This window comes from Simiduia litorea, assembly GCF_042853465.1.
Lineage (GTDB): Bacteria > Pseudomonadota > Gammaproteobacteria > Pseudomonadales > Cellvibrionaceae > Simiduia > Simiduia litorea.
In genome coordinates, this window is sequence record NZ_AP031497.1 from 1,134,313 (window position 1) to 1,159,455 (window position 25,143).

At 48.3% G+C, this 25,143-nt stretch carries 22 protein-coding genes; 15 read left to right on the forward strand and 7 right to left on the reverse strand.

Annotated elements, in window-relative coordinates:
• The first annotated feature begins 2 nt into the window (after positions 1-2).
• The 13 genes from murD to ACGHTT_RS05085 all read left to right on the forward strand — a co-directional run bounded on the left by murD (position 3) and on the right by ACGHTT_RS05085 (position 17,046).
• On the forward strand, positions 3-1,352 hold the full coding sequence (gene murD, locus ACGHTT_RS05025) for a UDP-N-acetylmuramoyl-L-alanine--D-glutamate ligase (RefSeq protein ID WP_390593899.1): 1,350 nt from the start codon (positions 3-5) through the stop codon (positions 1,350-1,352).
• Positions 1,349-2,623, forward strand: coding sequence for a putative lipid II flippase FtsW (gene ftsW, locus ACGHTT_RS05030; protein WP_390593900.1), 1,275 nt, complete (start codon positions 1,349-1,351; stop codon positions 2,621-2,623). Before murD ends, ftsW begins: the two co-directional genes overlap by 4 nt.
• On the forward strand, positions 2,616-3,689 hold the full coding sequence (gene murG, locus ACGHTT_RS05035; RefSeq protein ID WP_390593901.1) for an undecaprenyldiphospho-muramoylpentapeptide beta-N-acetylglucosaminyltransferase: 1,074 nt from the start codon (positions 2,616-2,618) through the stop codon (positions 3,687-3,689). Before ftsW ends, murG begins: the two co-directional genes overlap by 8 nt.
• A gap of 25 nt (positions 3,690-3,714) precedes the next feature.
• Complete coding sequence (murC, locus tag ACGHTT_RS05040) at positions 3,715-5,106, forward strand: UDP-N-acetylmuramate--L-alanine ligase (RefSeq protein WP_390594979.1); 1,392 nt, start codon at positions 3,715-3,717, stop codon at positions 5,104-5,106.
• Positions 5,107-5,118: 12 nt separating this feature from the next.
• Positions 5,119-6,066 (forward strand): D-alanine--D-alanine ligase, encoded by a 948-nt coding sequence (locus ACGHTT_RS05045; protein ID WP_390593902.1) that lies wholly within the window; start codon positions 5,119-5,121, stop codon positions 6,064-6,066.
• Positions 6,063-6,815 (forward strand): cell division protein FtsQ/DivIB, encoded by a 753-nt coding sequence (locus ACGHTT_RS05050; RefSeq protein ID WP_390593904.1) that lies wholly within the window; start codon positions 6,063-6,065, stop codon positions 6,813-6,815. Before ACGHTT_RS05045 ends, ACGHTT_RS05050 begins: the two co-directional genes overlap by 4 nt.
• Before the next feature lie 76 nt (positions 6,816-6,891).
• Positions 6,892-8,124: a cell division protein FtsA gene (gene ftsA / locus ACGHTT_RS05055; RefSeq protein ID WP_390593906.1), complete on the forward strand. Its 1,233-nt coding sequence runs from the start codon at positions 6,892-6,894 to the stop codon at positions 8,122-8,124.
• 67 nt (positions 8,125-8,191) lie between these two features.
• A complete protein-coding gene (gene ftsZ / locus ACGHTT_RS05060; RefSeq protein WP_390593908.1) occupies positions 8,192-9,361 on the forward strand; it encodes a cell division protein FtsZ in 1,170 nt (389 codons plus the stop codon).
• A gap of 397 nt (positions 9,362-9,758) precedes the next feature.
• Entirely contained in the window at positions 9,759-10,670 is a 912-nt protein-coding gene (lpxC, locus tag ACGHTT_RS05065) for a UDP-3-O-acyl-N-acetylglucosamine deacetylase (protein ID WP_390593910.1), read from the forward strand.
• Positions 10,671-10,981: 311 nt separating this feature from the next.
• On the forward strand, positions 10,982-11,914 hold the full coding sequence (locus ACGHTT_RS05070) for a peptidoglycan DD-metalloendopeptidase family protein (RefSeq protein WP_390593911.1): 933 nt from the start codon (positions 10,982-10,984) through the stop codon (positions 11,912-11,914).
• A 100-nt stretch (positions 11,915-12,014) separates the two neighbouring features.
• The gene (gene secA, locus ACGHTT_RS05075; protein WP_390594980.1) at positions 12,015-14,711 is read left to right on the forward strand and encodes a preprotein translocase subunit SecA; all 2,697 of its coding nucleotides are present in this window, start codon (positions 12,015-12,017) and stop codon (positions 14,709-14,711) included.
• Positions 14,712-14,859: 148 nt separating this feature from the next.
• Positions 14,860-16,080, forward strand: a complete 1,221-nt coding sequence (gene argJ, locus ACGHTT_RS05080; protein WP_390593912.1) for a bifunctional glutamate N-acetyltransferase/amino-acid acetyltransferase ArgJ — start codon at positions 14,860-14,862, stop codon at positions 16,078-16,080.
• Between the two features lie 9 nt (positions 16,081-16,089).
• Positions 16,090-17,046 carry a Nudix family hydrolase gene (locus ACGHTT_RS05085; protein ID WP_390593913.1) on the forward strand — a complete coding sequence of 319 codons (957 nt, stop codon included), beginning with the start codon at positions 16,090-16,092 and terminating at the stop codon, positions 17,044-17,046.
• Positions 17,047-17,051: 5 nt separating this feature from the next.
• Here ACGHTT_RS05085 and yacG read toward each other — a convergent pair whose 3' ends face one another.
• The 5 genes from yacG to pilB are packed head-to-tail and all read right to left on the reverse strand — an operon-like array spanning position 17,052 to position 21,747.
• Positions 17,052-17,285, reverse strand: a complete 234-nt coding sequence (gene yacG / locus ACGHTT_RS05090; RefSeq protein ID WP_390593915.1) for a DNA gyrase inhibitor YacG — start codon at positions 17,283-17,285, stop codon at positions 17,052-17,054.
• Complete coding sequence (gene coaE / locus ACGHTT_RS05095) at positions 17,278-17,892, reverse strand: dephospho-CoA kinase (RefSeq protein ID WP_390593916.1); 615 nt, start codon at positions 17,890-17,892, stop codon at positions 17,278-17,280. The genes yacG and coaE overlap by 8 nt, the downstream gene beginning before the upstream one ends.
• A 5-nt stretch (positions 17,893-17,897) precedes the next feature.
• Positions 17,898-18,782 carry a prepilin peptidase gene (locus tag ACGHTT_RS05100; protein WP_390593917.1) on the reverse strand — a complete coding sequence of 295 codons (885 nt, stop codon included), beginning with the start codon at positions 18,780-18,782 and terminating at the stop codon, positions 17,898-17,900.
• A gap of 2 nt (positions 18,783-18,784) precedes the next feature.
• Positions 18,785-20,011, reverse strand: a complete 1,227-nt coding sequence (locus ACGHTT_RS05105; RefSeq protein ID WP_390593918.1) for a type II secretion system F family protein — start codon at positions 20,009-20,011, stop codon at positions 18,785-18,787.
• A 5-nt stretch (positions 20,012-20,016) separates the two neighbouring features.
• Positions 20,017-21,747, reverse strand: coding sequence for a type IV-A pilus assembly ATPase PilB (pilB, locus tag ACGHTT_RS05110; RefSeq protein WP_390593920.1), 1,731 nt, complete (start codon positions 21,745-21,747; stop codon positions 20,017-20,019).
• 322 nt (positions 21,748-22,069) lie between these two features.
• On the opposite strand from pilB, the gene ACGHTT_RS05115 reads away from it, so the two are divergent.
• Both ACGHTT_RS05115 and ACGHTT_RS05120 read left to right on the forward strand, forming a co-directional pair.
• Complete coding sequence (locus tag ACGHTT_RS05115; protein ID WP_390593921.1) at positions 22,070-22,570, forward strand: pilin; 501 nt, start codon at positions 22,070-22,072, stop codon at positions 22,568-22,570.
• A 73-nt stretch (positions 22,571-22,643) separates the two neighbouring features.
• A complete protein-coding gene (locus tag ACGHTT_RS05120) occupies positions 22,644-23,378 on the forward strand; it encodes a hypothetical protein (RefSeq protein ID WP_390593922.1) in 735 nt (244 codons plus the stop codon).
• Positions 23,379-23,431: 53 nt separating this feature from the next.
• Here the strand turns inward: ACGHTT_RS05120 and nadC are convergent, their stop codons facing one another.
• Together nadC and ACGHTT_RS05130 are read right to left on the reverse strand one after the other, a co-directional pair.
• Positions 23,432-24,283, reverse strand: a complete 852-nt coding sequence (gene nadC, locus ACGHTT_RS05125; RefSeq protein ID WP_390593923.1) for a carboxylating nicotinate-nucleotide diphosphorylase — start codon at positions 24,281-24,283, stop codon at positions 23,432-23,434.
• A 300-nt stretch (positions 24,284-24,583) separates the two neighbouring features.
• The gene (locus ACGHTT_RS05130) at positions 24,584-25,108 is read right to left on the reverse strand and encodes a TIGR02281 family clan AA aspartic protease (protein WP_390593925.1); all 525 of its coding nucleotides are present in this window, start codon (positions 25,106-25,108) and stop codon (positions 24,584-24,586) included.
• Between the last annotated feature and the right edge of the window lie 35 nt (positions 25,109-25,143).

Genomic DNA, 25,143 nt, shown 5'->3' on the forward strand with positions numbered 1-25,143 from the left:
TTGTGTCTGAATTAATCGCAAAAAGTACCACCACTGCAGTTGTTGGCCTAGGCGTCACCGGCTTGTCTGTGGCTCGCTTTTTGGCCCGAAAAAATTCAGCCTTTGCTATGTTCGATTCGCGTTTAGCGCCCGCTCAACTTAACGTCTTTCAGCGGGAATTTCCCAACGTAGAGGTTTTTCTCGGTGAGCTAGATGCCGGAAAGCTTTGCCAGTTCGATGAAATTATTCTCAGTCCAGGCTTATCGTTAAAATTACCAGCCATACAAACTGCCAAAGCAGCGGGGGTTAGTGTTGTTGGAGATATCGCGCTATTTGTTCGCGAGGCGAATGCGCCTATTGTTGGCATCACCGGTTCTAATGCAAAAAGCACGGTAACCACGTTGGTGGGCGAGATGGCTGCGGAAGCTGGGCTTAAGGTTGGTGTGGGTGGCAACCTAGGTACGGCGGCCCTTGATCTATTGGTGGCAGATGCTGATCTGTATGTTTTGGAACTTTCTAGTTTTCAGCTTGAGACAACGCCTAAATTATCGGCACAGGTTGCCTGTATTTTGAATCTTAGTGATGACCATCAAGATCGTTATGATAGTTTTGCTGCTTATCACGCCGCCAAACAGCGGATTTACTACGGTGCTGAATCCGTGGTGGTTAATCGCGCCGATGCGCTAACCCAGCCTCCCATGTCAGCTGGCTTAAAGCTAACTAGTTTTGGATTAAATAAACCTGATTTCAACCAATTTGGGTTGATTGAAAGCGCAGGTCAAACTTATTTAGCATTTCAGTTTGAACCCCTCATGCTTGTCGACGAACTGAAAATTCAAGGTAAGCATAATGTTGCTAACGCATTAGCGGCACTTGCTATTGGGCACGCAGCCGGTTTCTCAATGGTTAGCATGTTGGCCGCGCTAAAGAAATTCAAAGGTCTTCCGCACCGCTGTGAGTGGGTAGCGGATGTGCGCGGTGTGAGTTATATCAATGATACTAAAGGCACGAACGTTGGTGCGACATTGGCCGCAATAGAAGGCTTCGCCAGCGCCCAGCATAAAATAGTGTTGATAGCCGGCGGCGATGGCAAGGGTGCTGATTTTTCACCCCTAAAACCTGTGATCAACCAATTCGCGCGGGCATTAGTGGTTATTGGGCGCGATGCTAAGGCCATTGCTGCACTTGCAGAAAATGATGTTCAGGTAGCTTTTGCGTCAGATATGTGTGACGCCGTGGCACAGGCGCATCAATTGGCGCAGTCGGGCGACAAAGTTTTATTGTCTCCTGCGTGTGCATCGCTAGATATGTTTAAAAACTATGTCGATCGAGGTGAACAGTTTGTCGCGGCTGTGAGAGGGCTCTCTGCATGAGCACCTCTTTCGCATTCAAACCGTTGCTAAGTGCGGGTCTGCAACCAGACCTGTTTGCACAGCTGCGCCCTGATGTTTCGCGCTTGCTGGCTACGCGCATGGTTTTTATCTGGGCCACTTTACTGACCTTCGGCACGATTATGGTCGCATCGTCAAGCATCGCATTTGCCGATTCAACCTTAGGTGACCCTTGGTATTTCACCCGACGACACCTGATATTTTTAGCGATGGGTCTCACTGCAAGTGCGGCCGTCGCGATGGTCCCGCTCGCAGTTTGGCAAAAATATGCCTGGGTGCTGCTGATGCTGGCTTTTGTGTTGCTTTTAGTGGTGTTGATACCTGGCGTTGGTCGTCGGGTAAACGGTAGTCAGCGTTGGTTAGCGATAGGCTCTTTAACATTGCAGGCATCTGAAGCTGTAAAGTTTTGCGCCATTATCTTTTTTGCGAGTTATTTTACTAAACGTGCAGTGGCCTTGAGTCGGCAGAACAAAGGCTTATTGCGCGCACTGGCTATTCTGGGTGTGCTTGTGCTTTTGCTACTTGCAGAACCAGATTTTGGCAGCTCGGTAGTGATCGTCGTCACGGTAATGGCAATGCTATTTTTTGTAGGGGCGCGCCTCTGGGTGATGCTCAGCTTGATGCTTGTTGGTGGAGGCTTGTTTACCTCTGTGGCATTGATGTCGCCATATCGATTACAGCGCTTAGTAACGTATCTCGACCCCTGGGCTGATCAGTTTAATGCCGGTTATCAGCTTACCCAATCGCTGATTGCTTTTGGCAACGGGCAATGGTTGGGGCAGGGTTTGGGAAATAGCATTCAAAAGATGCTGTATTTGCCAGAAGCTCATACGGACTTTGTTTTCGCTGTGATTGCGGAGGAGTTTGGATTAATCGGTGGGCTAATTGTTATTGCTCTATTCGGTGCGCTTATTTTTGAAATATTGCGCCGGTGTCGCAGCCGCATGTCGCACGATGATTGCTTTCCAGCATTATTGGCCTTCGGAGTCGCAATTCTGTTTGCTATGCAAGCGTTTATTAATATTGGCGTAGCGTCTGGTTTTTTACCCACCAAGGGTTTGACTTTGCCCTTTATCAGTTATGGCGGCAGTAGCTTATTGCTGTGCTGCGCACTTATGGGGCTAATGCTAAGAATTGATTGGGAATCTGAAGTTCAAATTGTACGAGAAGCCAAAAAAGTCGTAAAAAAACGGGCAACAAAAGCGGTTGCTAAACCACGTAAAGCACAGGTGGAGGACTTGATTGATGACTAGTCCTCGCGTGTTGATTATGGCTGGCGGTACCGGTGGACACGTGTTTCCTGCGCTAGCGGTAGCGGATGCACTCAGAAGTGACGGCTGTGATGTGCAATGGTTGGGAACTCAGCGTGGGATTGAGTCTCAGCTAGTACCTGCCGCCGGCATTTTACTGAATGTCATTAAGGTAGAAGGTTTGCGTGGCAAGGGGTTGGCTAATTTACTGTTGGCGCCTGCCAAGCTTCTTGTTTCGTTAGTGCAGGCTGCGAAAGTGCTACGTCGTACTAAACCTAAGCTCGTGCTCGGCTTTGGTGGTTTTGCGTCAGGGCCAGGCGGGCTGATGGCCTGGCTGTTTGGGATTCCTCTTATCATTCACGAGCAGAATGCGAGGGTGGGTACAACGAATCAATTGTTGTCCAAGGTGGCATCGCGTCGGTTGGAAGCTTTTGATTCCGGCATGGCAAAAGCTGAGACCGTAGGGAATCCTGTGCGGGAGGACATTTGCTCGCTGCCCACACCGGATGTGCGCTTTAAAGATCGTCAAGGCCCGTTGAGGGTGCTGGTGCTTGGCGGTAGCTTGGGCGCACAGTTTATTAATGATTTGTTGCCGAAAACGATCGCTTTGCTGCCTGAGGGTAGGTTAACGGTTTACCACCAAGCAGGCGCCAAGCATTTCGATATCTGCGGGCATGCATATCGAGCTGCCGGTTTGGAAAATGTGCGTTTGGTGCCATTCATTACCGATATGGCGGAAGCCTATGGTTGGGCTGATGTGGTTATTTGCCGATCTGGTGCTTTAACGGTGTCAGAGATTTCCGTTGCTGGCTTGCCTGCTATTTTTATTCCTTTTCCATTTGCGATAGATGACCATCAAACCGCTAATGCAAACTGGCTGGTTCAACATAAAGCGGCGCTCGTGAAGCAGCAAAGTGAGTTAACACCAGCATCATTGGCGGACTTGTTAACACACCAGTTCGCCGACCGAAAATTATTACTAGACATGGCGCTTAATGCTCGGGCTCAGGCAAAGGCCGGCGCTGCACAGGCGGTAGCTAAAATTTGTCAGGAGGTATTGCGTGATTAAGCCGAAGATTTATCAGATTCCAGAGATGCGTCGAATTCGTAGAATTCACTTTATTGGTGTTGGTGGCGCAGGGATGAGCGGTATCGCTGAAGTGCTCTTGAATATGGGCTATGAGATTTCAGGCTCTGATATCCGCGCGTCCACAACGACGAAGCATTTGGAACGTAAAGGCATCAAGGTTTTTATTGGGCACTCGGCTGAGAATATTGAGGGTGTTGATGTGGTTGTTAATTCCACGGCTGTGAAAGCTGATAATCCGGAATTGCAAGCGGCAAAACAAAATCGAATTCCCGTCGTTCGTCGGGCCGAAATGCTGGGCGAGCTAATGCGCTATCGGCACGGCATTGCTATTGCTGGAACCCACGGTAAAACCACCACGACAAGTTTAATGGCTTCAGTGTTGGCGGCGGATGGCTTAGACCCGACATTTGTTATTGGCGGCTTGTTAAACAGTGCTGGGAGTAATGCGAAATTAGGTGAAAGTCGCTATTTCGTGGCAGAAGCAGATGAAAGTGACGCAACTTTTTTACATTTGCAGCCAATGGTTTCTGTGGTCACCAATATCGATGCGGATCACATGGATACTTATGGTGGCGATTTTTCAGTACTCAAGAAAACGTTTGTCGAGTTTCTGCATAACTTGCCTTTCTATGGTGTAGCGGTTGTGTGTGCTGATGACCCAGTGGTTTGCGAGTTGTTGCCACAAATTTCACGGGCTGTTATCACCTATGGTATGGGCGAGCAGTGTGACGTGCGCGCCATCAATATACGCCAAGAAAAAATGACCACGTCATTCGATGTTGTTCGCGCAGGTCATGCAAACAATCTTCCGGTTACCGTCAACATGCCAGGTGAGCACAATGTATTAAATGCATTGGCTGTTATTGCGGTTGCCACGGATGAAGGTGTGAGTGACGGTGCAATACAGGAGGGGCTCGCCGGCTTTCAAGGTGTTGGTCGACGCTTTCAAGTGGTTGGCAATGTGCCAGTGGGCGAAACAGGCAGCGCGATGTTAGTTGACGATTATGGTCATCATCCTAGAGAAGTTGCTGCGACTATTAAAGCGGTACGTAGCGGTTGGCCGGATCGCCGCTTGGTTATGATTTATCAACCTCATCGCTATAGCAGAACACGGGACTTGTATGAAGATTTCGTTGATGTATTGAGTGGTGTGGATTCATTGATTTTATTGGATGTTTATTCTGCTGGCGAAGACCCAATTGCTGGCGCAGATGGTCGAAGCTTGAGTCGCAGTATTCGCACGCGCGGGGTCGTCGATCCTGTTTTTGTGGAGCAAATTGACGGAGTAGCCGAAGCCTTAAAACACATTATTAAGCCTAATGATATTGTGATTACGCAAGGTGCGGGAAATGTTGGTCAATTGTCGGCAGAACTCTCTGTGCTGAAATGGTCGTGAGGTAATTCGGAGATGCACAATAAAGAGTTTAGATTTGATGCAGCAACCTTAGCCCAGCTGGGTAAGGTGGGCGTGCTACTTGGCGGTAGTTCAGCGGAGCGTGCCGTTAGTTTGAAGTCGGGTAATGCCATTTGTGATGGCTTGAAAGCCTTAGGCGTTGAAGTGGTTGCGATAGATACGCAAGTAAATGCCGTGGCGCAAATTCAAAAGGCCGGTATAGATCGTGCTTTTATCGCACTGCATGGCCCAGGTGGCGAAGATGGTCGTATGCAAGCATTGTTGGAGTTCCTCGATATTCCGTATACAGGTAGTGGTGTTCAAGCGTCGGCGATCGCTATGGACAAATGGCGCACCAAACAAATTTGGCGCGGTGAGAAATTGTCGACACCTGAATATGTTGTGCTTACGCCTGAATTGGATCTTGCCCAAGTTTTGCACTCGTTAGGCGGCAAAGTCATGGTTAAGCCTAGCCATGAAGGTTCTAGTATCGGCATGTCTAAGGTACAAAACTTAGCGGAGTTCGAAATTGCGGTGGAAAAAGCCCGAGCCCTAGATTCCAGCGTGTTGGTCGAGAGGCTTATTGAAGGTGCTGAATATACTGTCGCTATTCTGGTTGATGAGGTACTGCCGCCTATTCGGTTGGAGTCGGCAAATACGTTTTATGACTACGATGCAAAGTATGTTTCAAATGAGACGCGATACATTTGCCCGTGTGAATTACCGGCAGAAAAGGAGGCCGAACTTAAAGCCTTGGCGCTAGCAGGTTTTAAGGCTGTAGGTTGCAAGGGTTGGGGGCGAGTTGATGTGATGGCCGATCAAAGCGGTCAGTTCTTTATGCTTGAGGTTAATACCGTTCCGGGCATGACGGACCACAGTTTAGTCCCTATGGCTGCAAAGCAAGCGGGATTAAATTTTGAGGCGTTAGTCGGTACGATTTTGCAGGATTCATTGAATAAATGAAGGCTGAATCGAAGCGGGCAGTGCGGGAGAAGTTGCCAGAAGGTAAGCCCGGTTTCGTTCGTAAAATATTATTAGGTTCGGCGTTGTTGGCGGTGTTGGTTTGGTTGGCGCCGCAGATCACCCGGAGCGCTTTAGCGATTTGGGATAGGCCAGTAAATGGTGTCGCAATTGAGGGGCAGTTTAGGCTTGTTGATAAAGAGCATATTGCGAGTTTACTTGAAAAGAATATCGATACGGGGTTTTGGCAGCTAGATATTCAAGGGCTTCAAGTTGCCTTGGAGCAGGACCCTTGGATTGATTATGTGTTGATTCGCAGGCGTTGGCCTGACCGGTTGATTGTAGAAGTAGTGGAGCAAAACCCCATTGCACGCTGGGCCGATAGAGGTTTTGTAAATTACCGAGCTGAATTGATTCTGGCGAATAATGTGGAGCGGTTAGCGGGTTTGCCAAGGTTAGATGCTGAAGATCGCTCATTGGGAAAGTTAATGCAGAGCTACCAAACAATTGCTGCGTTAATGAGCGTTAGAAATTTGAATGTTGCGCGTATCGAATTAGATAAAAGAGGTAGTTGGAAAGTGCAGTTGCAAGACGGTGTAAAAATTGCCTTCGGCCGCCACCAGCTACAGGAAAGGATGCGTTTGTTTGCGAAAGTTTACGACGATCAATTAGCTCACCGATGGACCGAGGTCAACAGTGTTGATGTGCGTTATAACAACGGTGCTGCGGTGAGCTGGCGTAAGTCAACTTAAGAGATGTTCAGGAAGAATGGATTACAACAGGCTGAAAGATGAATATTAACGCTAATCATAAGACGGGGTTAACACAATGCCACCTGTAAATGAGAGTCGCATGATTGTTGGCCTAGATATTGGCACCTCCAAGGTTGTAGCCATCGTGGGTTCGGTGTCAAATGACGGCGAGTTAGAAATTGTTGGCATCGGCTCGCATAAATCTATCGGCTTAAAAAAGGGTGTGGTTGTTAATATCGAATCTACAGTGCACTCCATCCAGCGTGCTGTAGAGGAGGCTGAGTTGATGGCAGGTTGTCAAATCGATTCGGTATACGCTGGGATAGCGGGTAGTCATATTAGCAGTTTGAATTCTCACGGTATTGTCGCAATTAAAGACCGTGAGGTTTTTACCCAAGATGTTGATCGTGTAATTGATGCGGCTCAGGCAGTTGCAATCCCCGCCGATCAAAAAATTCTACATATATTGCCTCAGGAATATTTGATTGATAACCAGGAAGGCGTGCGCGAGCCATTGGGTATGTCAGGTGTTCGCTTGGAGGCAAAAGTTCACTTGGTGACTTGTGCCGTCAATGCCGCACAGAATATTGAGAAGTGTATTAAGCGCTGTGGTTTGGAAGTGGATGACATTATCCTCGAGCAACTTGCATCCAGTTATGCCGTATTAACCGATGATGAAAAAAGTTTAGGTGTATGTCTGGTCGATGTTGGCGGTGGCACGACGGATATAGCGATATTTACTGATGGGTCTATACGCCATACTAAATCGATTCCGATTGCTGGGGATCAGGTTACAAATGATATTGCGATGGCCCTGCGTACGCCTACGGCTCATGCGGAAGAAATAAAAATTAAGTATGCCTGCGCCTTGGCAAAGTTAACGGGTGCTGATGAAACTATTAAAGTACCCAGTGTTGGTGATCGAGAGCCACGAGAGCTATCGCGTCAAGCTTTAGCCGAAGTTGTTGAGCCTCGTTACGATGAATTATTTACCTTGGTGCAAGCTGAGTTGCGCCGCAGTGGGTACGAAGATCTGGTTGCTGCCGGTATTGTATTGACCGGCGGTACGTCAAAAATGGAAGGTGTTGTTGAGTTGGCTGAAGAAATTTTCCACATGCCCGTGCGACTAGGTGCACCGCAAAATGTGCGTGGATTAAGTGACATCGTAAACAACCCTATTTACTCCACGGGCGTTGGATTACTGTTTTATGGCATGAAACAGCTGGATGGGCGACCAACCAACACATCTCGCGAAAACAAGAATGGCTGGTGGTCTCGCGCTAAAGCGTGGCTGTCAGAAAATTTTTAAGCAGTGACGGGTTTTTACTGTTCACTTTTAATTGATTTGGAAATCGCTAAAACAGAGGGGATATACCATGTTTGAACTAGTAGATAGCGTACCGCAGAATGCGGTGATAAAAGTTGTTGGCGTCGGCGGTGGTGGCGGCAACGCTGTTAAACACATGATCGCCAGCGATATTGAAGGCGTTGAGTTCGTTTGTGCCAACACGGATGCTCAAGCGTTAAAAGATATTGATGCTCGCACTGTGTTACAGCTTGGCAATTCAATGACGAAAGGTTTGGGCGCCGGTGCCAACCCTGAAGTCGGGCGTCAAGCCGCCATGGAAGATCGCGAGCGAATCGCAGAGATTCTTGAAGGCGCTGATATGGTGTTTGTTACCGCCGGTATGGGGGGTGGTACAGGCACGGGTGGTGCGCCAGTCGTGGCTGAGGTTGCACGCGAAATGGGCATACTAACTGTAGCGGTCGTAACCAAACCTTTCCCGTTTGAAGGTAAAAAGCGGATGGCCATAGCCGATGCAGGTATTCGGGAGTTGGCAGAGCGTGTCGATTCGTTAATCACTATCCCAAATGAAAAACTGCTTTCTGTTTTGGGTACCAAGACCACATTACTCGACGCGTTTAAAGCCGCCAACAACGTGTTGCTGGGCGCTGTGCAGGGCATTGCTGATCTGATTATTAGGCCTGGCATGATCAACGTCGACTTTGCCGATGTGCGCACCGTTATGTCTGAAATGGGCATGGCGATGATGGGTACTGGCGCTGCGCGTGGCGAAAATCGTGCACGTGAGGCAGCAGAAGCCGCGATTCGTAGCCCGCTGTTAGAAGATGTTGATCTTCAGGGTGCGCGCGGAATACTGGTTAACATTACCGCAGGTATCGATCTATCCTTGGGTGAGTTTACTGAGGTTGGAGATACCATTGGCGAATTCGCCTCGGCTGATGCCACGGTAGTTGTTGGGACGGTAATTGACCCTGAAATGAAGGACGAGTTGCGGGTTACTGTTGTTGCGACAGGTCTAGGCCCGATGGTTAAGCCTGAAGCCGTAAAGCCTAAAGCCTCGGTCGTTGTCGATAATACGCCACGGCAAAAACTCGGCAATCAACCAGAGGATTTTGATACGCCTACCTATCAGCGCCGTAAGCAGGCGGCATCTGGTGGTGGCAACACGGCGCTCGCAGCGCAGGAAAAAGATATGGAGTTGTTCGATATCCCAGCATTCCTGCGTCGCCAAGCCGACTAAATTTGGTGCGCGCTGGGACTGATTAAATTGGTAGGCGTGGAACTTAAGTGTTGGTTTCATTGTCTGAAATTTGATACTATTCGGCGCTTCCGAGTCCTTTTTGGGCTGTTTGGCCAAACTTTTGGTTGAATTAGACAGCTTAAACGGTGCAATCGGACCAATTATTTAGTGATTTTGGTGCACGATTTGGCGTTTGCTGAGTTGGTGGCCATGGTTGCGCAGATAGGCTGGAGTATCGAGGCCAGGGCTAAGGCTAAGTTGGCTCTTCTCCCCTCTGTTTAAAGGAGAGCCTCGCTGACTTAAGTGGATATCCGCTTGGTTGGTTTGTTCTTTTGGCATTGATTTTGGCGGATCTGCGTGAATCGCGGGCCATGACACATTGAAGATACGGTGACATATGATTAAGCAACGAACGCTGAAAAATCCCATTCGCGCTACTGGTGTGGGTTTGCATACGGGCGAGAAAGTTTACTTATCTTTAAAGCCTGCACCGGTTGATACGGGCATTATTTTTCGCCGTACTGACCTCAACCCGATGGTAGAAATTGAGGCTAAAGCAGCGAATGTTGGCGATACAACGTTATCAACGTCGTTGATTAAAGGCGATGTGCGTGTATCCACGGTTGAGCACCTATTGAGTGCCATGGCCGGCTTGGGTATCGACAATGCGATTGTCGAAGTCTCTGCGCCTGAAGTGCCTATTATGGATGGCAGTGCTGGCCCTTTTGTTTTTTTGATTCAATCAGCGGGTATTGAAGAGCAGAATGCGGCTAAAAAGTTTATCCGTATCAAGCGTCCCGTAGTGGTTAAGGATGGCGATAAAGAAGCTGCATTTCTGCCATTTGAAGGTTTCAAAGTTACCTTCAGTATTGATTTTGATCACCCCGTTTTTAATGGCCGCACATTAAATGCGAGCTTAGATTTTTCAAGCACCTCGTTTGTTAAAGAAGTTAGTCGTGCACGTACCTTTGGTTTTATGCATGAAATCGAATATCTGCGCTCGAAGGGTTTAGCGAAAGGCGGCAGTGTCGACAACGCTATCGTTGTTGATGACTATCGCGTGGTCAATGAGGATGGCTTACGTTACGAAGATGAATTTGTGAAGCATAAAGTGCTCGACGCTATCGGCGACCTTTACCTGCTTGGCAATAGTTTGATTGGTGAGTTTAAGGCTCACAAATCAGGTCACGCGCTTAATAATAAATCATTGCGCCAGCTCATCGCACAAGAAGATGCATGGGAAGTGGTGACATTTGAAGATGAAAAAACAGCACCAATTTCTTATATCAAGCCTATATTAGCCATGTAAATGGTTAATGTGCTTTGTGCATTGTCGTTGGTAATTCATTGATATCTATGCCATATTTTGTTCATTGTTGAGCAGAGTGTGGCTTTTCACGTGTGTTTTGGTACTTTACGCGTATAGATTACCTAAGATGTGATGCCTTTGGTGGAAGCTGGATCGCTTCGCCTTTATGATGCGCACGGTTTTCAGCCGGGCTCAGTTGGGTCGAAACAGGCTCGCTAATGTGCTTAACTTAAGACCCTAGATAGCTCTAGTAGTGAAGGTTCGCGAGGCCTAAGGGCTTAAATATTCAATAACTTACACAAGTAGGTCTGATGAAAGTTATCCTTGTCAGTCAGCGCCATGGCAGTACGCGAAGTTTCACCCTCGGTGGGTGGACGCGTGCCGTTCTGTCGGCATGCCTGATAGGATTGCCTGCTGGTGTGGGAGTCGTAGCGGGGCTCGAATGGGCGCGCGGCGACGGCGCTGACTTATTCACCGCAGATTCTGCCAAGAGCTGGAGTCAGGGCTTGGCAGCACAGAAAGAACAGCTTGAACAAACGCGACAACATGCTCAGCAACAGCTTGCGGCCATTACATTGCGCATGGCCGAGCTGCAGGCGCGGTTGGTGCGTTTAGACGCGCTGGGTGAACGCCTAACGACTATCGCTAAGTTAGACCAAGGCGAGTTTGATTTTAGCCAGCCCCCTGCCTTAGGTGGCCCCGAAAGTGCCTCGCTCGGGGATGCTTACGCCGCGCCAGAGTTCATTGATGTTATCGATCAGCTAACGGCTCAGATTGAAAGCCGTGAGCAACAACTAGAAATCCTTCAGGATTTACTAGCTAAGCGCAAAATTCAAAACGATGTATTCCTCGCTGGACGGCCTGTCACAAAAGGTTGGATGTCGTCTCGTTATGGGCGTCGAACCGACCCGTTTACCGGGCGTGTTGCTTGGCACTCAGGTGTTGATTTCGCCGGTAAACATGGCTCAGATGTTATTTCTGTTGCAGCCGGTGTCGTCACTTGGGCAACCAAGCGTCAGGGCTACGGCGATCTAGTGGAAATTAACCACGGTAACGGCTTTTCTACTCGATATGCCCATAACTCAGAGCTGAAGGTTCAAGTGGGGGATATCGTTAAAAAAGGCCAAGTTATCGCGCTTATGGGAACCAGTGGTCGCTCCACAGGCCCGCATGTTCATTTTGAAGTTTATAAGCACGGCCGCCCGGTCGATCCTGCTGTTTATATTCACCGCGCAGCGCGCTGACCCGCTGTAGCTCTTGCGTTCAAGGGCTCCTTTCTATTTACTTGACACCCTTTCACCGCCTTGAAGGCGGCACAACCTGTATGTGACATTCGGAATTATCATGATAGGCAAGATGCTAAAGACCATTTTCGGCACAAAAAACGACCGCGAACTCAAGCGCATGGGAAAAACCGTTAAATTAATTAATGGTTTTGAGGAAAGTCTTAAGGCATTAAGCGATGAGCAGCTCGCCGCCAAAACGGCAGAATTTAGGCAGAGATTTAGCGAGGGTGCGACCTTAACAGATCTTTTGCCAGAGGCTTTTGCGGTGTGCCGTGAAGCATCTCGACGTGTGATGTCCATGCGCCATTTCGATGTGCAGCTGATCGGTGGTATGACGTTGCAGGAAGGCCGTATTGCTGAAATGCGTACCGGTGAAGGTAAGACGTTAATGTCGACCCTGGCGGCCTATTTAAATGCTATCCCTGGTACCGGTGTTCACATCGTTACGGTAAACGATTATTTGGCAGCACGCGATGCCGCTTGGATGGCACCGCTGTATAACTTTTTAGGTTTGAGTGTTGGCGTCATTCGCTCCATGCAAGACCCAGAAGAAAAGCGCGCGGCCTATCAAGCGGATATTACCTACGGTACCAATAACGAATTTGGGTTTGATTATTTGCGCGACAATATGGCGCTGCGCAAAGAAGATCGTTTTCAGCGCGAACTCAACTTTGCAGTGGTTGATGAGGTCGATTCTATTTTAATCGACGAGGCGCGTACGCCACTGATTATTTCTGGTGCAGCTGAAGATAGCTCTGAACTTTATCGAATGATCAACGGATTGATTCCAAAGTTACAGAAGCCTACAGAGGAAGAACCAGGTCATTACATTCTCGATGAGAAAGCACGTCAAGTTGAGCTCTCTGAAGAGGGCCATCAGGTTATCGAGGACATGTTAATTGAGGCTGGATTGCTACAGGGCGATGAAAGCCTCTATGCGGCAACCAATTTAAGCCTTTTGCATCATGTGCATGCGGCCTTAAAGGCTCATACGCTGTTTCAGAAGAATGTTGATTACATTGTTCAAGATGGACAGGTGATGCTCATCGACGAACATACAGGGCGCTCTATGCCTGGTCGTCGCTTGTCGGAGGGCTTGCACCAAGCGCTCGAAGCTAAAGAAGCCGTCAATATTCAAAATGAAAGCCAAACACTGGCCTCCATTACCTTCCAAAATTATTTTAGGCTCTATAATGGCTTGTCGGGCATGACAGGTACTGCCGATACAGAAGCGTTTGAATTTAGACAAATCTATGGCTTGGACGTTGTGGTTATCCCAACCAACAAGCCCATCCAACGCCAAGACTTAAACGATCTCATTTTTCTTACCGTCGATGAAAAGTACGATGCGATTGTTGAAGATGTTAAATCTTGCATAGAAAAGAAAGTGCCGGTTCTGGTTGGCACCGCATCCATTGAAACATCGGAGATGATGTCTGCGCGGCTGAAGAAGGCTGGCATCAAGCATCAGGTGTTAAATGCAAAATTCCACGAAAAAGAAGCAGAGATCATTTCTCAAGCGGGTCGTCCTAGCGCCGTCACTATCGCAACGAATATGGCAGGACGTGGTACTGATATCGTTTTAGGTGGAAACTTCGAAGCTGAATTAGCGGCGCTGAATAACCCTACAGAAGAACAAAAGGCGGCTTTAAAGGCGGATTGGCAACAGCGCCACGACCTCGTTATTGAGGCCGGTGGTCTACATATTATCGGTACCGAGCGCCATGAATCGCGTCGTATCGACAACCAGCTTCGCGGTCGCGCCGGGCGTCAGGGCGACCCAGGTATGTCACGTTTCTATCTTTCGCTTGAAGATAGCTTAATGCGCATTTTCGCCTCTGATCGAGTGCGTAACTTTATGAAAGCCTTGGGTATGGAGAAGGGCGAAGCGATAGAACATCGAATGGTGACCAACGCCATTGAAAAGGCTCAGCGTAAGGTCGAAGGGCGTAACTTCGATATTCGTAAGCAATTGCTTGAGTACGATGATATTGCCAATGACCAACGTCAGATTGTGTACCATCAGCGCAATGATTTATTGGTGGCAGACCACATCACAAGCACTATCACCGCGATTCGTGAAGATGTAGTGAATGACATTGTCTCCGCTGGTATTCCTCCGCAAAGCATGGAAGAGCAGTGGGATGTGCCCGGTTTAGAAAGCAGTTTGGAAGCTGAGTTAGGGCTTAAGTTGCCAATTCAATCATGGCTCGATGAAGATAAAAGTGTGAATGAGGCCACGGTGCGCGAGCGCGTGTTGGCCGCTGCACAAGAAGCTTATGATGAAAAGTCCGAGCGCATTGGTACTGTGATAAAAGATATTGAGCGCCAAGTGATGCTTCAAGTGCTCGATATGCAGTGGAAAGAGCACTTAGCGAGTATGGATCATTTGCGTCAGGGTATCGGATTGCGTGCCTATGCGCAGAAAAACCCAAAGCAAGAGTACAAGCGTGAGGCCTTTGAGTTGTTTCAACGCATGTTGAATTCCATTAAGTTTGAGGTCATCAAGATCTTGGCGCGGGTTGAGCCGATAAGCGAAGAGCAAATGGCTGAAATGGAACGCAAGCGTGCAGAAGCGCTTGCGCGCCAGAAAATGCAATTACAGCATGCTGAAATGTCCGCGCTTGGTGAGTCAGAGGTGCCCGATGAAGGTGCCCAACCTTTTGTAAGGGCTGGCCAAAAAGTAGGGCGCAACGATGTTTGTCCCTGTGGCTCGGGTAAAAAGTTCAAGCAGTGCCATGGAAAGCTATCCTAATAGACTATGGATTTGATCATAAGGCTGCCTAAGGCAGCCTTTTTTGTCTGCCGTTGTGCCAACCTTAGTGTTATCTTTCTTCAGATTAAATAAGTGCGTTAAACTGTTCTAAATCACGTCAGTCTTCATAAATATAGGGAGCTCCATTATGGCCGTAGGTGAATTTCCATTTCCAAACATGCATGCCATACCCGGTTTTAAATTAGGTATAGCGAGTGCTGGTATCAAGCGACCCGGTAGGAAAGACGTGGTTGTCATGGAGGCTGTTGCAGGTTCTGAAGTGGTTGGGGTGTTCACCACGAACGCATTTTGCGCGGCGCCTGTGACAGTTTGTAAGGAGCGTTTAGCTCAAGGTCTGCCGCGAGTATTCGTGACCAATACGGGTAACGCGAATGCTTGTACGGGTGAGTCTGGTTTGGCGAACGCAAAAAAAGTATGCGCAGAAGTTGCGCGTATCATGTCGGTAGAAGAAGCCGATGTGCTGCCTTTTTCAACAGGTGTCATCGGCGAGCCGTTACCAACCGCAAAAATAATGCCTGTGCTTGCCGATGCCGTTGCGAACTTAGACGAATCGAATTGGCAGGATGCGGCCACTGGTATTATGACAACAGATACCCGACCTAAAGGCGCTACAGAAAGTTTTGTTCATCAGGGTGAAACTATTTATGTCTCAGGGATTGCTAAGGGTTCCGGCATGATTAAACCCAATATGGCCACTATGTTGGGGTATGTTGCGACTAACGCAAAAGTGAAGCGCGATGTGCTGCAAAGCTTGTTAACGGATGCAACAAATAAATCCTTCAACAGAATTACGGTGGATGGCGACACATCTACAAATGATTCAGGCATTTTGGTTGCTACCGGCAAAACTCATTTACCGGAAATTACTGAAGCGCGGGGCGAATACTTCGAAAAACTCAGCGCGGCAGTCATCTCCGTGCACGAGCAATTAGCTAAAGCTATCGTGACCGACGGCGAGGGTGCTACTAAGTTTGTTACCGTTAATGTGACAGGTGGCGCCAACAGTGATGAGCCCTTGAAGGTGGCTTATGCTGTGGCTCATTCACCCCTGATAAAAACCGCCTTATTTGCAAGTGATCCAAATTGGGGGCGTATAGTTGCGGCTATTGGTTACGCAGGTGTAGAAAATTTAGATGCAAGCAAGGTGCGGGTGCGCTTAGGTGGTGTACTCATTGTGGAGAATGGTGGTCGTGCTGCCTCTTATACCGAAGAGCAAGGGCAGGCGGTAATGAATCAATCGTCCATTACTATCGATATTGATTTGGCTAGGGGGAACTTTGCAGATCGCGTTTGGACGACAGATTTGTCCCATGACTACGTAACCATTAACGCGGATTACAGAAGTTAGACGTATACAATGTCAAAGCGCGTACATGTGGTGGCTGCGGTTATACGGGGTCACCACAAGCAGGTTCTTATCGCTAAGCGTCCCACTCATGTACACATGGGTGGGCTTTGGGAGTTTCCCGGCGGTAAGGTTGAGCAATTTGAGGCGCCTTTAGACGCGCTTAAACGTGAGTTAAAAGAAGAGGTTGGTTTAACCGTTGTATCGGCACAGCCGCTGATTCAGATTACCCACGATTACCCCGATAAACAGGTCTACCTAGATGTTTGGGAGGTGCATGAGTTTGTTGGGGTTGCGCGAGGCATGGAGGGGCAACAAGTTAAATGGGTCTGGCAGGTAGACTTATTAGATTACGAGTTTCCTGCGGCCAATCAGGCTATTGTCACCGCTACTTTGTTGTCGTCAACTTGCTTGATTACAGGCGATACTGACTGCTCAGGTGTCTACTTGGCGGCCATTGAGGCAGCGTTAAGTCGAGGCTACCGATTATTTATTTTGCGTCCCTCTTGCCCCAATTTGGATTTCCTCGGCCTTGTTAGTGCCTTAAAAAGTATGGCCCTTTTTAGCGCCGCGCAGTGGCAGTGGCACATTGACTGGTGTCCTGCCGCTAGCACTGATTTTGAACGTGCCATCACTGAGCACAAGAATTTTGGGGTGCATTTCTCCGCGCGAAAAATGGAAGGGGGTTTTGAGTGCTTCGACGGTGCATTACTGAGTGCCTCTTGCCACAATCGGTCAGAGCTCGCGCTTGCTCAGCAACGCGGTATCGACTTTCTGCTTTTATCCCCAGTCTCGGCTACTAAGCGTTATCGTCCAGACGAGCTTTTGGGCTGGGCAGGATTTTCCGCCTTGGTTGAGAGCATTAACATCCCGGTGTTTGCCTTAGGTGGCTTGACCTTGGATGATATCGTTAATGCTCGTCTGGCGGGTGGGCAGGGTGTCGCCTGTATTCGGGATTGGTGGCAGTAGGCTCTTTAGTGTTTAGTGTTTTGTTCGACGAACTCTAATTCCCCGGACATAAGATCATCGATACTTGGGTCTACGGGTATTTTATGGGATTCCGATGCCCAGTCACCAAGGTCAATTAACTTGCAGCGTTTGGAGCAAAAGGGGCGCTCGGGAAATGTATCGTTCCACTCCACATCTTTTTTGCAGATAGGGCAGCAGACCTGAATTGATTTTGCGCTTGTTTGTGTGTCATTAGGCATTGTTTTTGGTCTCGGCTTGAGCGATTGCAACGAGTTGATGGTGGATGTCTAGGACTTGACGTTTTAGGTCTGCAGGGGCGCCATTATTGTTTATGATGAAATCTGCACGCCTGAGGCGTTGCGCTCTGGGCATTTGACTATCAATAATCGCCGTAATGTCGCCGCGTGTTACGCCATCGCGCTGGCTGGCTCTTTCAATTTGTATGTCTTTGTCAACATCAACCACAATGATTTTTTGCACCAGATCAGCTTGATTCGTCTCTAACAATAGAGGTGATTCAAGAATTTGATAAGGCTTTAGGCCTTTTGATAACTGTACTTCTATATTGTTGCGAATCAGCGGGTGCAGTAGTTTTTCTAACCACTTTTTTTCATCGGGCGTCGTGAAGATGATCGTACGAAGTCGCGCCCGATTTAGAGATTGGTCTGAATTTAAAATATTCGAGCCAAAGTGTTGGCTGATTTGCTTTAATGCGTCTGAACCAATGCCGACAACATCTCGAGCAACTTTATCGGCATCGAGGACATCGACACCTAATGCTCTAAAGGCTTCCGCTGCAGCTGATTTACCACTGCCAATGCCGCCTGTTAATCCAAATACGTACATGCGCTTTAGTTATTGATGCCGGATATTTGCAAATAATAGCCGGTTATCGCATCGCCCCACATCATGGCGATCCAACCGGCAATGGCGAGATAGGGTCCGAAAGGTATGGGGGTTTGATTATCTTGATTGCGCAGCATAATAAGACCGATGCCGATCACTGCTCCGACGAGTGAAGAAAGCAATATCACTAGCGGCAGTGATTGCCAGCCTAGCCAAGCCCCAATCGCCGCGAGTAGTTTGAAGTCGCCATAGCCCATGCCGTCTTTGCCGGTAATGGCCTTAAATAGCCAAAACACCGACCACAACACACCGTAACCCGCGACAGCGCCCCAGAATGCGCTGTGAAAGTCTGTTATTAGGCCGAAGCTATTGATTATTAACCCAGCCCACATAAGTGGTAGGGTAATGTCGTCTGGAAGTAGCATTGTATCGACATCGATCATCGTCAGTGCAATTAACGACCATGTGAAGAACAGTAGCGCAATGGTTTGCAAACTTGCGCCAAAATTCCAAGCTAGGGCGAAGCAGAGTAATCCTGAGGCGAGCTCTACGAAGGGGTATCTTATTGAGATCGAGACTTTACATGCGTGACACTTACCTCCCAGTGCTAGGTAACTGAGTACTGGGATATTGTGGTATGCCTTAATGGGCGTGTTACAGTTGGGGCAATGAGAGTTGGGGAATGCAAGATTGAATTCCCCCTCATCAGATTTTTCGGGTGCTACTTCTAATAATTCGCAGCACTCGGCTTTCCAGCCTTTTTGAATAATTTTTGGTAGCCGATAAATGACCACATTCAAAAAACTGCCAACGGTTAAACCAAATAAAGTGATAGCGGTTAAATAAAACCAAGGTTCTTGGATAGCGCGCAGGAAGTCTGTGTTTACCACCGCTATACGACCTGACCAATTTGAAATATTGGCAGATACATAGCGATCATTAGCCCTCCCACTAGAACTCCAAGCACCGACATGATCATTGGCTCAAGTAGAGAGGTTAAGTTGTCCACCATGTTATCAACGGCGTCCTCATAGAATTCCGCCACTTTGTCAAGCATGTCGTCAAGAGCGCCTGACTCCTCTCCGATCGCAGTCATTTGGATTAGCATAGGAGGAAACATTTTAGAGGCGCGAAGCGACAGGTTGAGCTGTATTCCAGTTGAGACTTCTTCCCGTATTTTTAATACAGCATCTTTATAGATCATATTGCCACAAGCACCCGATACCGATGTAAGTGCGTCAATTAATGGAACGCCCGCAGAAAAGGTTGTCGACAAGGTACGAGCAAAGCGAGCGATAATTGAGTTATATAATATTGCTCCAACAATAGGGAGTTTCAATGACATTTTGTCAACCTGATAGGCCAGAGCTTCAGACCTAGCAACAGCCTCTTTAAAAAGAAATACTGCACCTACGGTGAATATTAAAATGATGAACCACCATTCTTGGGCGTATTCAGATAAGCCCAGAACGAAAAGGGTAAAGGCTGGAAGCTTGGCGCCAAAAGAACTGAATGTCTCGGCAAATTGCGGTACTACCTTCACTAAGAGAATACCGGTGACAATAAGTGCAACAACAAGTACCGCAATTGGGTAGGTCATTGCCTTTTTGATTTTCGCTTTAATTTTTTCTGTTTTTTCTTTGTAAGTTGCGATGCGGTCAAGCATTGTCTCGAGTGCCCCGGACTGTTCTCCCGCGTCGACTAGATTACAAAAAAGTTCGTCGAAATATTTTGGGTGCTTAGTTAGTGCGACAGCAAAGCCATTACCTGAAGCAACATCTTCTCGAATTGCTAGTACGAGCTCTCTTAGCTTAGGGTTTTCTAGGCCATCGGCAACTATTTCGAAGCTCTGCACAAGTGGCACGCCGGCTTTCATCATTGTCGCCATCTGTCGGCTGAAAATTGCTATATCTTGAGGTGTAATTGCTTTTCCGCCACCGCCGAACAGAGGTTTGGGTTTCTTCCTTACGGTGCTAGCTCTAATGCCTTGTTTCATTAATTGAGCTTTAACAAGTGCTGCGCTACTACCGTCAACTTCTCCCGAAATTTTGTTGCCCTTCCTGTCTACGCCTTTGTAGACAAAAATTGTGGGTTTGGCGATTGCTTTTGCCGTGGCCATAGTCATTAATCCTTGGTGACGCGGTTAGCTTCTTCTAGGCTGGTCATACCCCAAGCCGCTTTGCGAAGCGCTGAAATTCGTAAGTTGTTAAAGCCGGCTTCTCTCGCTGCTTTGGCGATATCAATGGCGTTACCGCCTTCCATTATAAGGCTGGAGATTGTTGGCGTGATGCGAACTACTTCATATACGCCGACTCGGCCTTTATAGCCCTTGTTGCACTGCGCGCAGCCAACTGGGTGAAACAACTGGAACTCGGCTCTCGGGATGCCAATATCGTCGAAGCCCTCTTCCGTTAGAATTTCGTCGGGAATGTCTGTAGCTGGCTTTTTACAGTGTCCACATAAACGGCGCGCTAGGCGCTGGGCGATGATTACGCTCACTGTGGTGGCTACGTTAAAAGCCGGTACTCCCATATTCAGTAGGCGCGTCAGTGTTTCAGGGGCGCTATTGGTATGCAGAGTGGAAAGCACAAGATGACCTGTTTGTGCCGCTTTAATGCCAATCTCTGCAGTTTCGAGGTCGCGAATCTCCCCCACCATAACTACGTCGGGATCTTGGCGAAGAAATGACCGTAACGCCTCGGCAAAGGTAAGGCCTACGCGCGCGTTCATTTGTACCTGGTTGACGCCCTCAAGGTTAATTTCAACCGGGTCTTCAGCCGTACTGATGTTGATTTCAGGTGTGTTTAGAATATTCAGGCCGGTGTAAAGCGAAACGGTCTTACCAGAGCCTGTTGGCCCAGTCACTAAGATCATACCCTGTGGCTGGGCGAGTGCGTCCATGTATATTTTTTTTTGGTTGTCTTCGTAGCCTAATGCATCGATGCCGAGTTTTGCCGAAGAGGGGTCTAAAATCCGCAGCACCACCTTTTCGCCAAAAAGTGTGGGGAGGGTATTAACCCGGAAGTCGATGGCTCGGGTTTTCGATATCTTCATCTTAATCCGGCCGTCTTGAGGTACTCGACGCTCGGAAATATCCATTTGAGACATAACCTTTAAGCGCGCCGCCAGTCTAGATGCTAGGTTGACTGGGGGTCTGGCTTTCTCTTCCAAAATGCCGTCGGTGCGAAAGCGAACTCGGTAGGCTTTTTCATAGGGTTCAAAGTGAATATCCGAGGCGCCGCCCTTGATGGCATCTAGCAGCACTTTGTTAACAAACTTAACAATCGGGGCTTCGTCCGCCTCTTGGCCCGCTTTGTCGTCGCCTTGCTTATCTTCGTCCACGGCCTGAATATCAAGGTCTTCTAGGCCTTCATCGTCAAGCCCACCTAAGGCGTCACCGATGGACTCTTCTTGTGCGGTAAGGAATTTTTCTATGGCGACTGTTAGCTTATCACCATGGACTAAGATGACTTCCGAGCTACAGCCTGATTGAAATTTTATTTCATCCAGTGCATGTAAATTGGTTGGGTCTGCCATGGCTACAAATAGGCGATTACCGCGTTTGTAGAGAGGAAGCGCATGATGCTTATGGATAAGCTTTCGATCTACGGTATCCTTCGGTATGGCCTCAGCATTGAGGCTGTCGAGGTCAAAAAGTGGTGTGCCAAACTCCTCAGATGCGGCATTAGCTATGGTGTCGGCACTAAGCGTACCGCTGGCAATAAGGAACTGCACCAGCGGTTTCTTTTCTTTTGCCGCTTGGCCAATAGCGTTTTTTGCGGCGCTTTCATCTAAAAGCCCATCTTTCACTAAGCGCCTTGCTAGGCCGCTTAATTGAGGTGTCGGTGCATTCATATTAAGTTTTCGCTGACTAAGTTAGCTAAATAAATACTTAACTTTGGCTTATAACCCTCTGTAAAACAAGCTTATTTATGTTGTTGCGGGCTAGAAACTAGTATATGCCGTTAAGTTTAGAAGTAAACAGTGCGTGACGGGTGACAAATATCGTCACTTAATGCCAGAATCTGTAAGTTAGCAGGGTTCTCAGGGTTAAGCTTGGATCTTGATAGCCGCTGTATGGCAGTCTATGGTGCGTTACAACGTAATTTCGCGACTTGGCAAGCAAATTGCTTATCTCTAATACCTTTTCCCTAAAAAACGTCTGTGGAGACACCCTATGAAAAGCGTACAAAAAGGTTTTACCTTGATTGAATTGATGATCGTGGTTGCGATCATTGGTATTTTGGCTGCTGTAGCTCTGCCTGCGTACCAAGACTACACCGTGCGTGCCAAAGTAACCGAAGGTTTAGGTTTGGCAGCTTCTGCAAAATTGTCTGTTACCGAAAATGCGGCTAACGCCGTAGCATACGATGCCGGCTGGACTGCACCTGGCGCTACTAAAAACGTAACGGGTTTGACAGTTTCTCAGACCGATGGTCAAATCGTCATTACCTACTCTGCAGGTGTTGCGGCAGCTGGTGCGAATACGCTGAACTTGGTTCCATATTCAGGTACTTTCGCTGCGCCTGTTGTGCTGCCTGACAGCTCTGGTGGTGCCGGTTCTTACACTCCGCCTACTGGTAGCATTATGTGGCAGTGTCGTGCAGCTGCTAGTGTCTTTGGTGTAGGTGCGGCTGGTACTTTGTTAGCGCGCTTTGCTCCAGCTGAGTGTCGTTAATCGCGACAGGAAGTTTGCTGTAAAAGGACGCCTCGCCTAGCGAGGCGTTTTTGTTGGGGCAATGGTATTGATTATGGGTAAATTGAAGGCTGCATTAGTACATCTTGGTGTAACAACAATGATTGTTACGTTAACCGCATGGGTGATTTTTGGCTATTGGTATCCAGAGCCTTATAGTGAGCTGTCTGGCGCTTGGGGGCTTTTCGGACTGGTGCTATTAGTTGAGATTTGTCTTGGCCCTTTGATGTCGTTTGTTGTTTTTAATGCGTCAAAAAGCGTTAAAGAGCTGGTGTTCGACTACTTTGTTGTAGGCTTTATTCAGTTGGCTGGTTTGAGTTATGGCGTATACAGCGTATTCTTGGCTCATCCTATATATGTGGTTTATGCCGTAGATCGCTACGAGTTAGTTGTTGCTGCGGATTTACTGGAGAGTGACCGCTTAGATGCGACGCAGATTTTAAATCTGCTAGCTGGGCCGACCGTTGTTGCCGTTAAATTTCCTGACGATGTGGAGGAGCGCACTAATTTGTTATTTAGTGCTGTGTTAGGTGGTAAAGATATTCATCTATCACCTGAATATTACGTTGTGATGGATGCGGCGCTCGTGCGCCAGCGAATGCGTCCACTAACACAATTAAGAGATAAGATCCAAGCGGAAAATCGGGTCGATTTATTGGCTGGGCTTGATCAGTCATCTGATGGGAGCCAGGCTTGGGTGCCTTTCATGAATAACGGTTTGGCTTGGACTGCAATTGTAGATACTTCCAGTGGAATACCTATTCGGCTATTAGATTTTGACCCGTTCTAGCTAAGGTTTTATATCTGATTTGGGGTGCTCAGCCTATGGCCGCTACCATGCTACTAACAATGATTGACTCTCATTGATAAATCAATTGCTTGGCAATGCTTGGTAAGTGTTCCCAGCGATATGTAGTCAATCCCCGTTTTCGCAAGCTGTTTCAAATTTTTACTTGTCACTCCACCGGAAGCTTCTATTTTTGCCGTTTGGTTTAATTTAACCGCTGCACGGGTATCTTCCTCACTAAACTCGTCCAGCATAATAATGTCCGCGCCGGCTTTCAGCGCCAACTCAAACTCCGCCAAATTCTCAACTTCTACTTCAACGGGCTTTCCCGGTGCAATTTCATGGGCAGCTTTAATAGCCGCTTCAATGCCGCCGCAGGCCATGATGTGGTTTTCTTTAATCAAAAAAGCATCGTACAAACCGATGCGATGGTTGTAGCAGCCGCCGCAAGTGACAGCGTATTTTTGTGCTGTTCTTAAGCCGGGAATGGTTTTGCGGGTATCTAAAAGCTTAACGCCTGTGCCTTCAACGAGATCTGCGTACTCTCTACATTTAGTGGCGACGCCGGAGAGTAGCTGCAGGAAATTCAGCGCGGTGCGTTCGCCGGTCATGAGTGAGCGGGCGTTGCCCTCTAGTTCAAATAACACATCGTTTGCCTGTGCCTTGGCGCCATCTTTTGTATGCCACGTGACTTTTACGCTCGGGTCTAGCTGTTTAAACACCTCATCCACCCAGTCGGTGCCGGCGACAGTGCAGTTTTCACGTGTAATGACTCGGGCTGTAGAGTGTTGTTCCGCTGGGATGAGTTGGGCGGTGATGTCGCCACTGCCAATGTCTTCTGCGAGTGCTAGGCGTACCGCGATTACGCGATCGGCGGCGATGATTTCTGCAAGTTGTTCAGGGGTCATGGGTCTACATCGAAAAATTGATGGGTTGTATTGTAACAGCCAAGCCTAGATTCGAAACAGCATTTCTAAAAAGTTGACAGTTGATAGGAAATCCGTGGAGCTAAGGGGTTGGAGCTACTAGCGGTAAAACGGATGGCTTGATCCGACACGTCGGCCTTCTATAAATGACAAGGCGCGGGGCTTCCCCCAGCTAAGTAAGCGTCCATTAAAAACCTCGGTTGCTCGCTCGTAGCGCCGCTTTTGACCTTCGCTTTTCCTGTCAACTGTAAGCTGTCTACTGTTGACTTCATTTTCGTCAATTTAGTGGTGTTGTATGAGGGTCAGTGTATCGCCCAGTTGGCGAATTTCGAGTTGTTTGAGTGCGCTCATGCCCAGCAATACTTCATCGTCCTTCATGCCGGGGTTGATACTGCCTTGAAGGTTGTAGAGCTGTATAGCGCCTAGGTCGAGACGGCTAATGCGGGTTGAGTATACGGTTACTTTGCCATTGGCAGTTGTCGAGGTCATGGCTTGTCCGCGCTCTAAACCTAGTTTTTGTGCTAGGTGTGCCGGTACAGAGACGTGTGTTGCGCCAGTGTCGAGCAGGAAGGTGACTGGTTGGTTGTTTATCTGGCCGTTGGCGAGGTAGTGATGTTGGCGGTTCGCAGTTAATAGTACTTCGGTAGTAGTGCCCAGCCTTTGGCTGCTGGGGCTTTGGTTGGGATTGACTTGATGGTCTTCCCAGCGGCCAAAGATCAGCGTTAACAGCCCTAGCGCAAATATCCACACGAGGGTTAGCATGCCCCTGCCGATTTTGTCTGTGCTTGCGTGTGGATTTGTGTCCATGGCCTTTTTTATACCCAGCTATACCTAAATAAGTC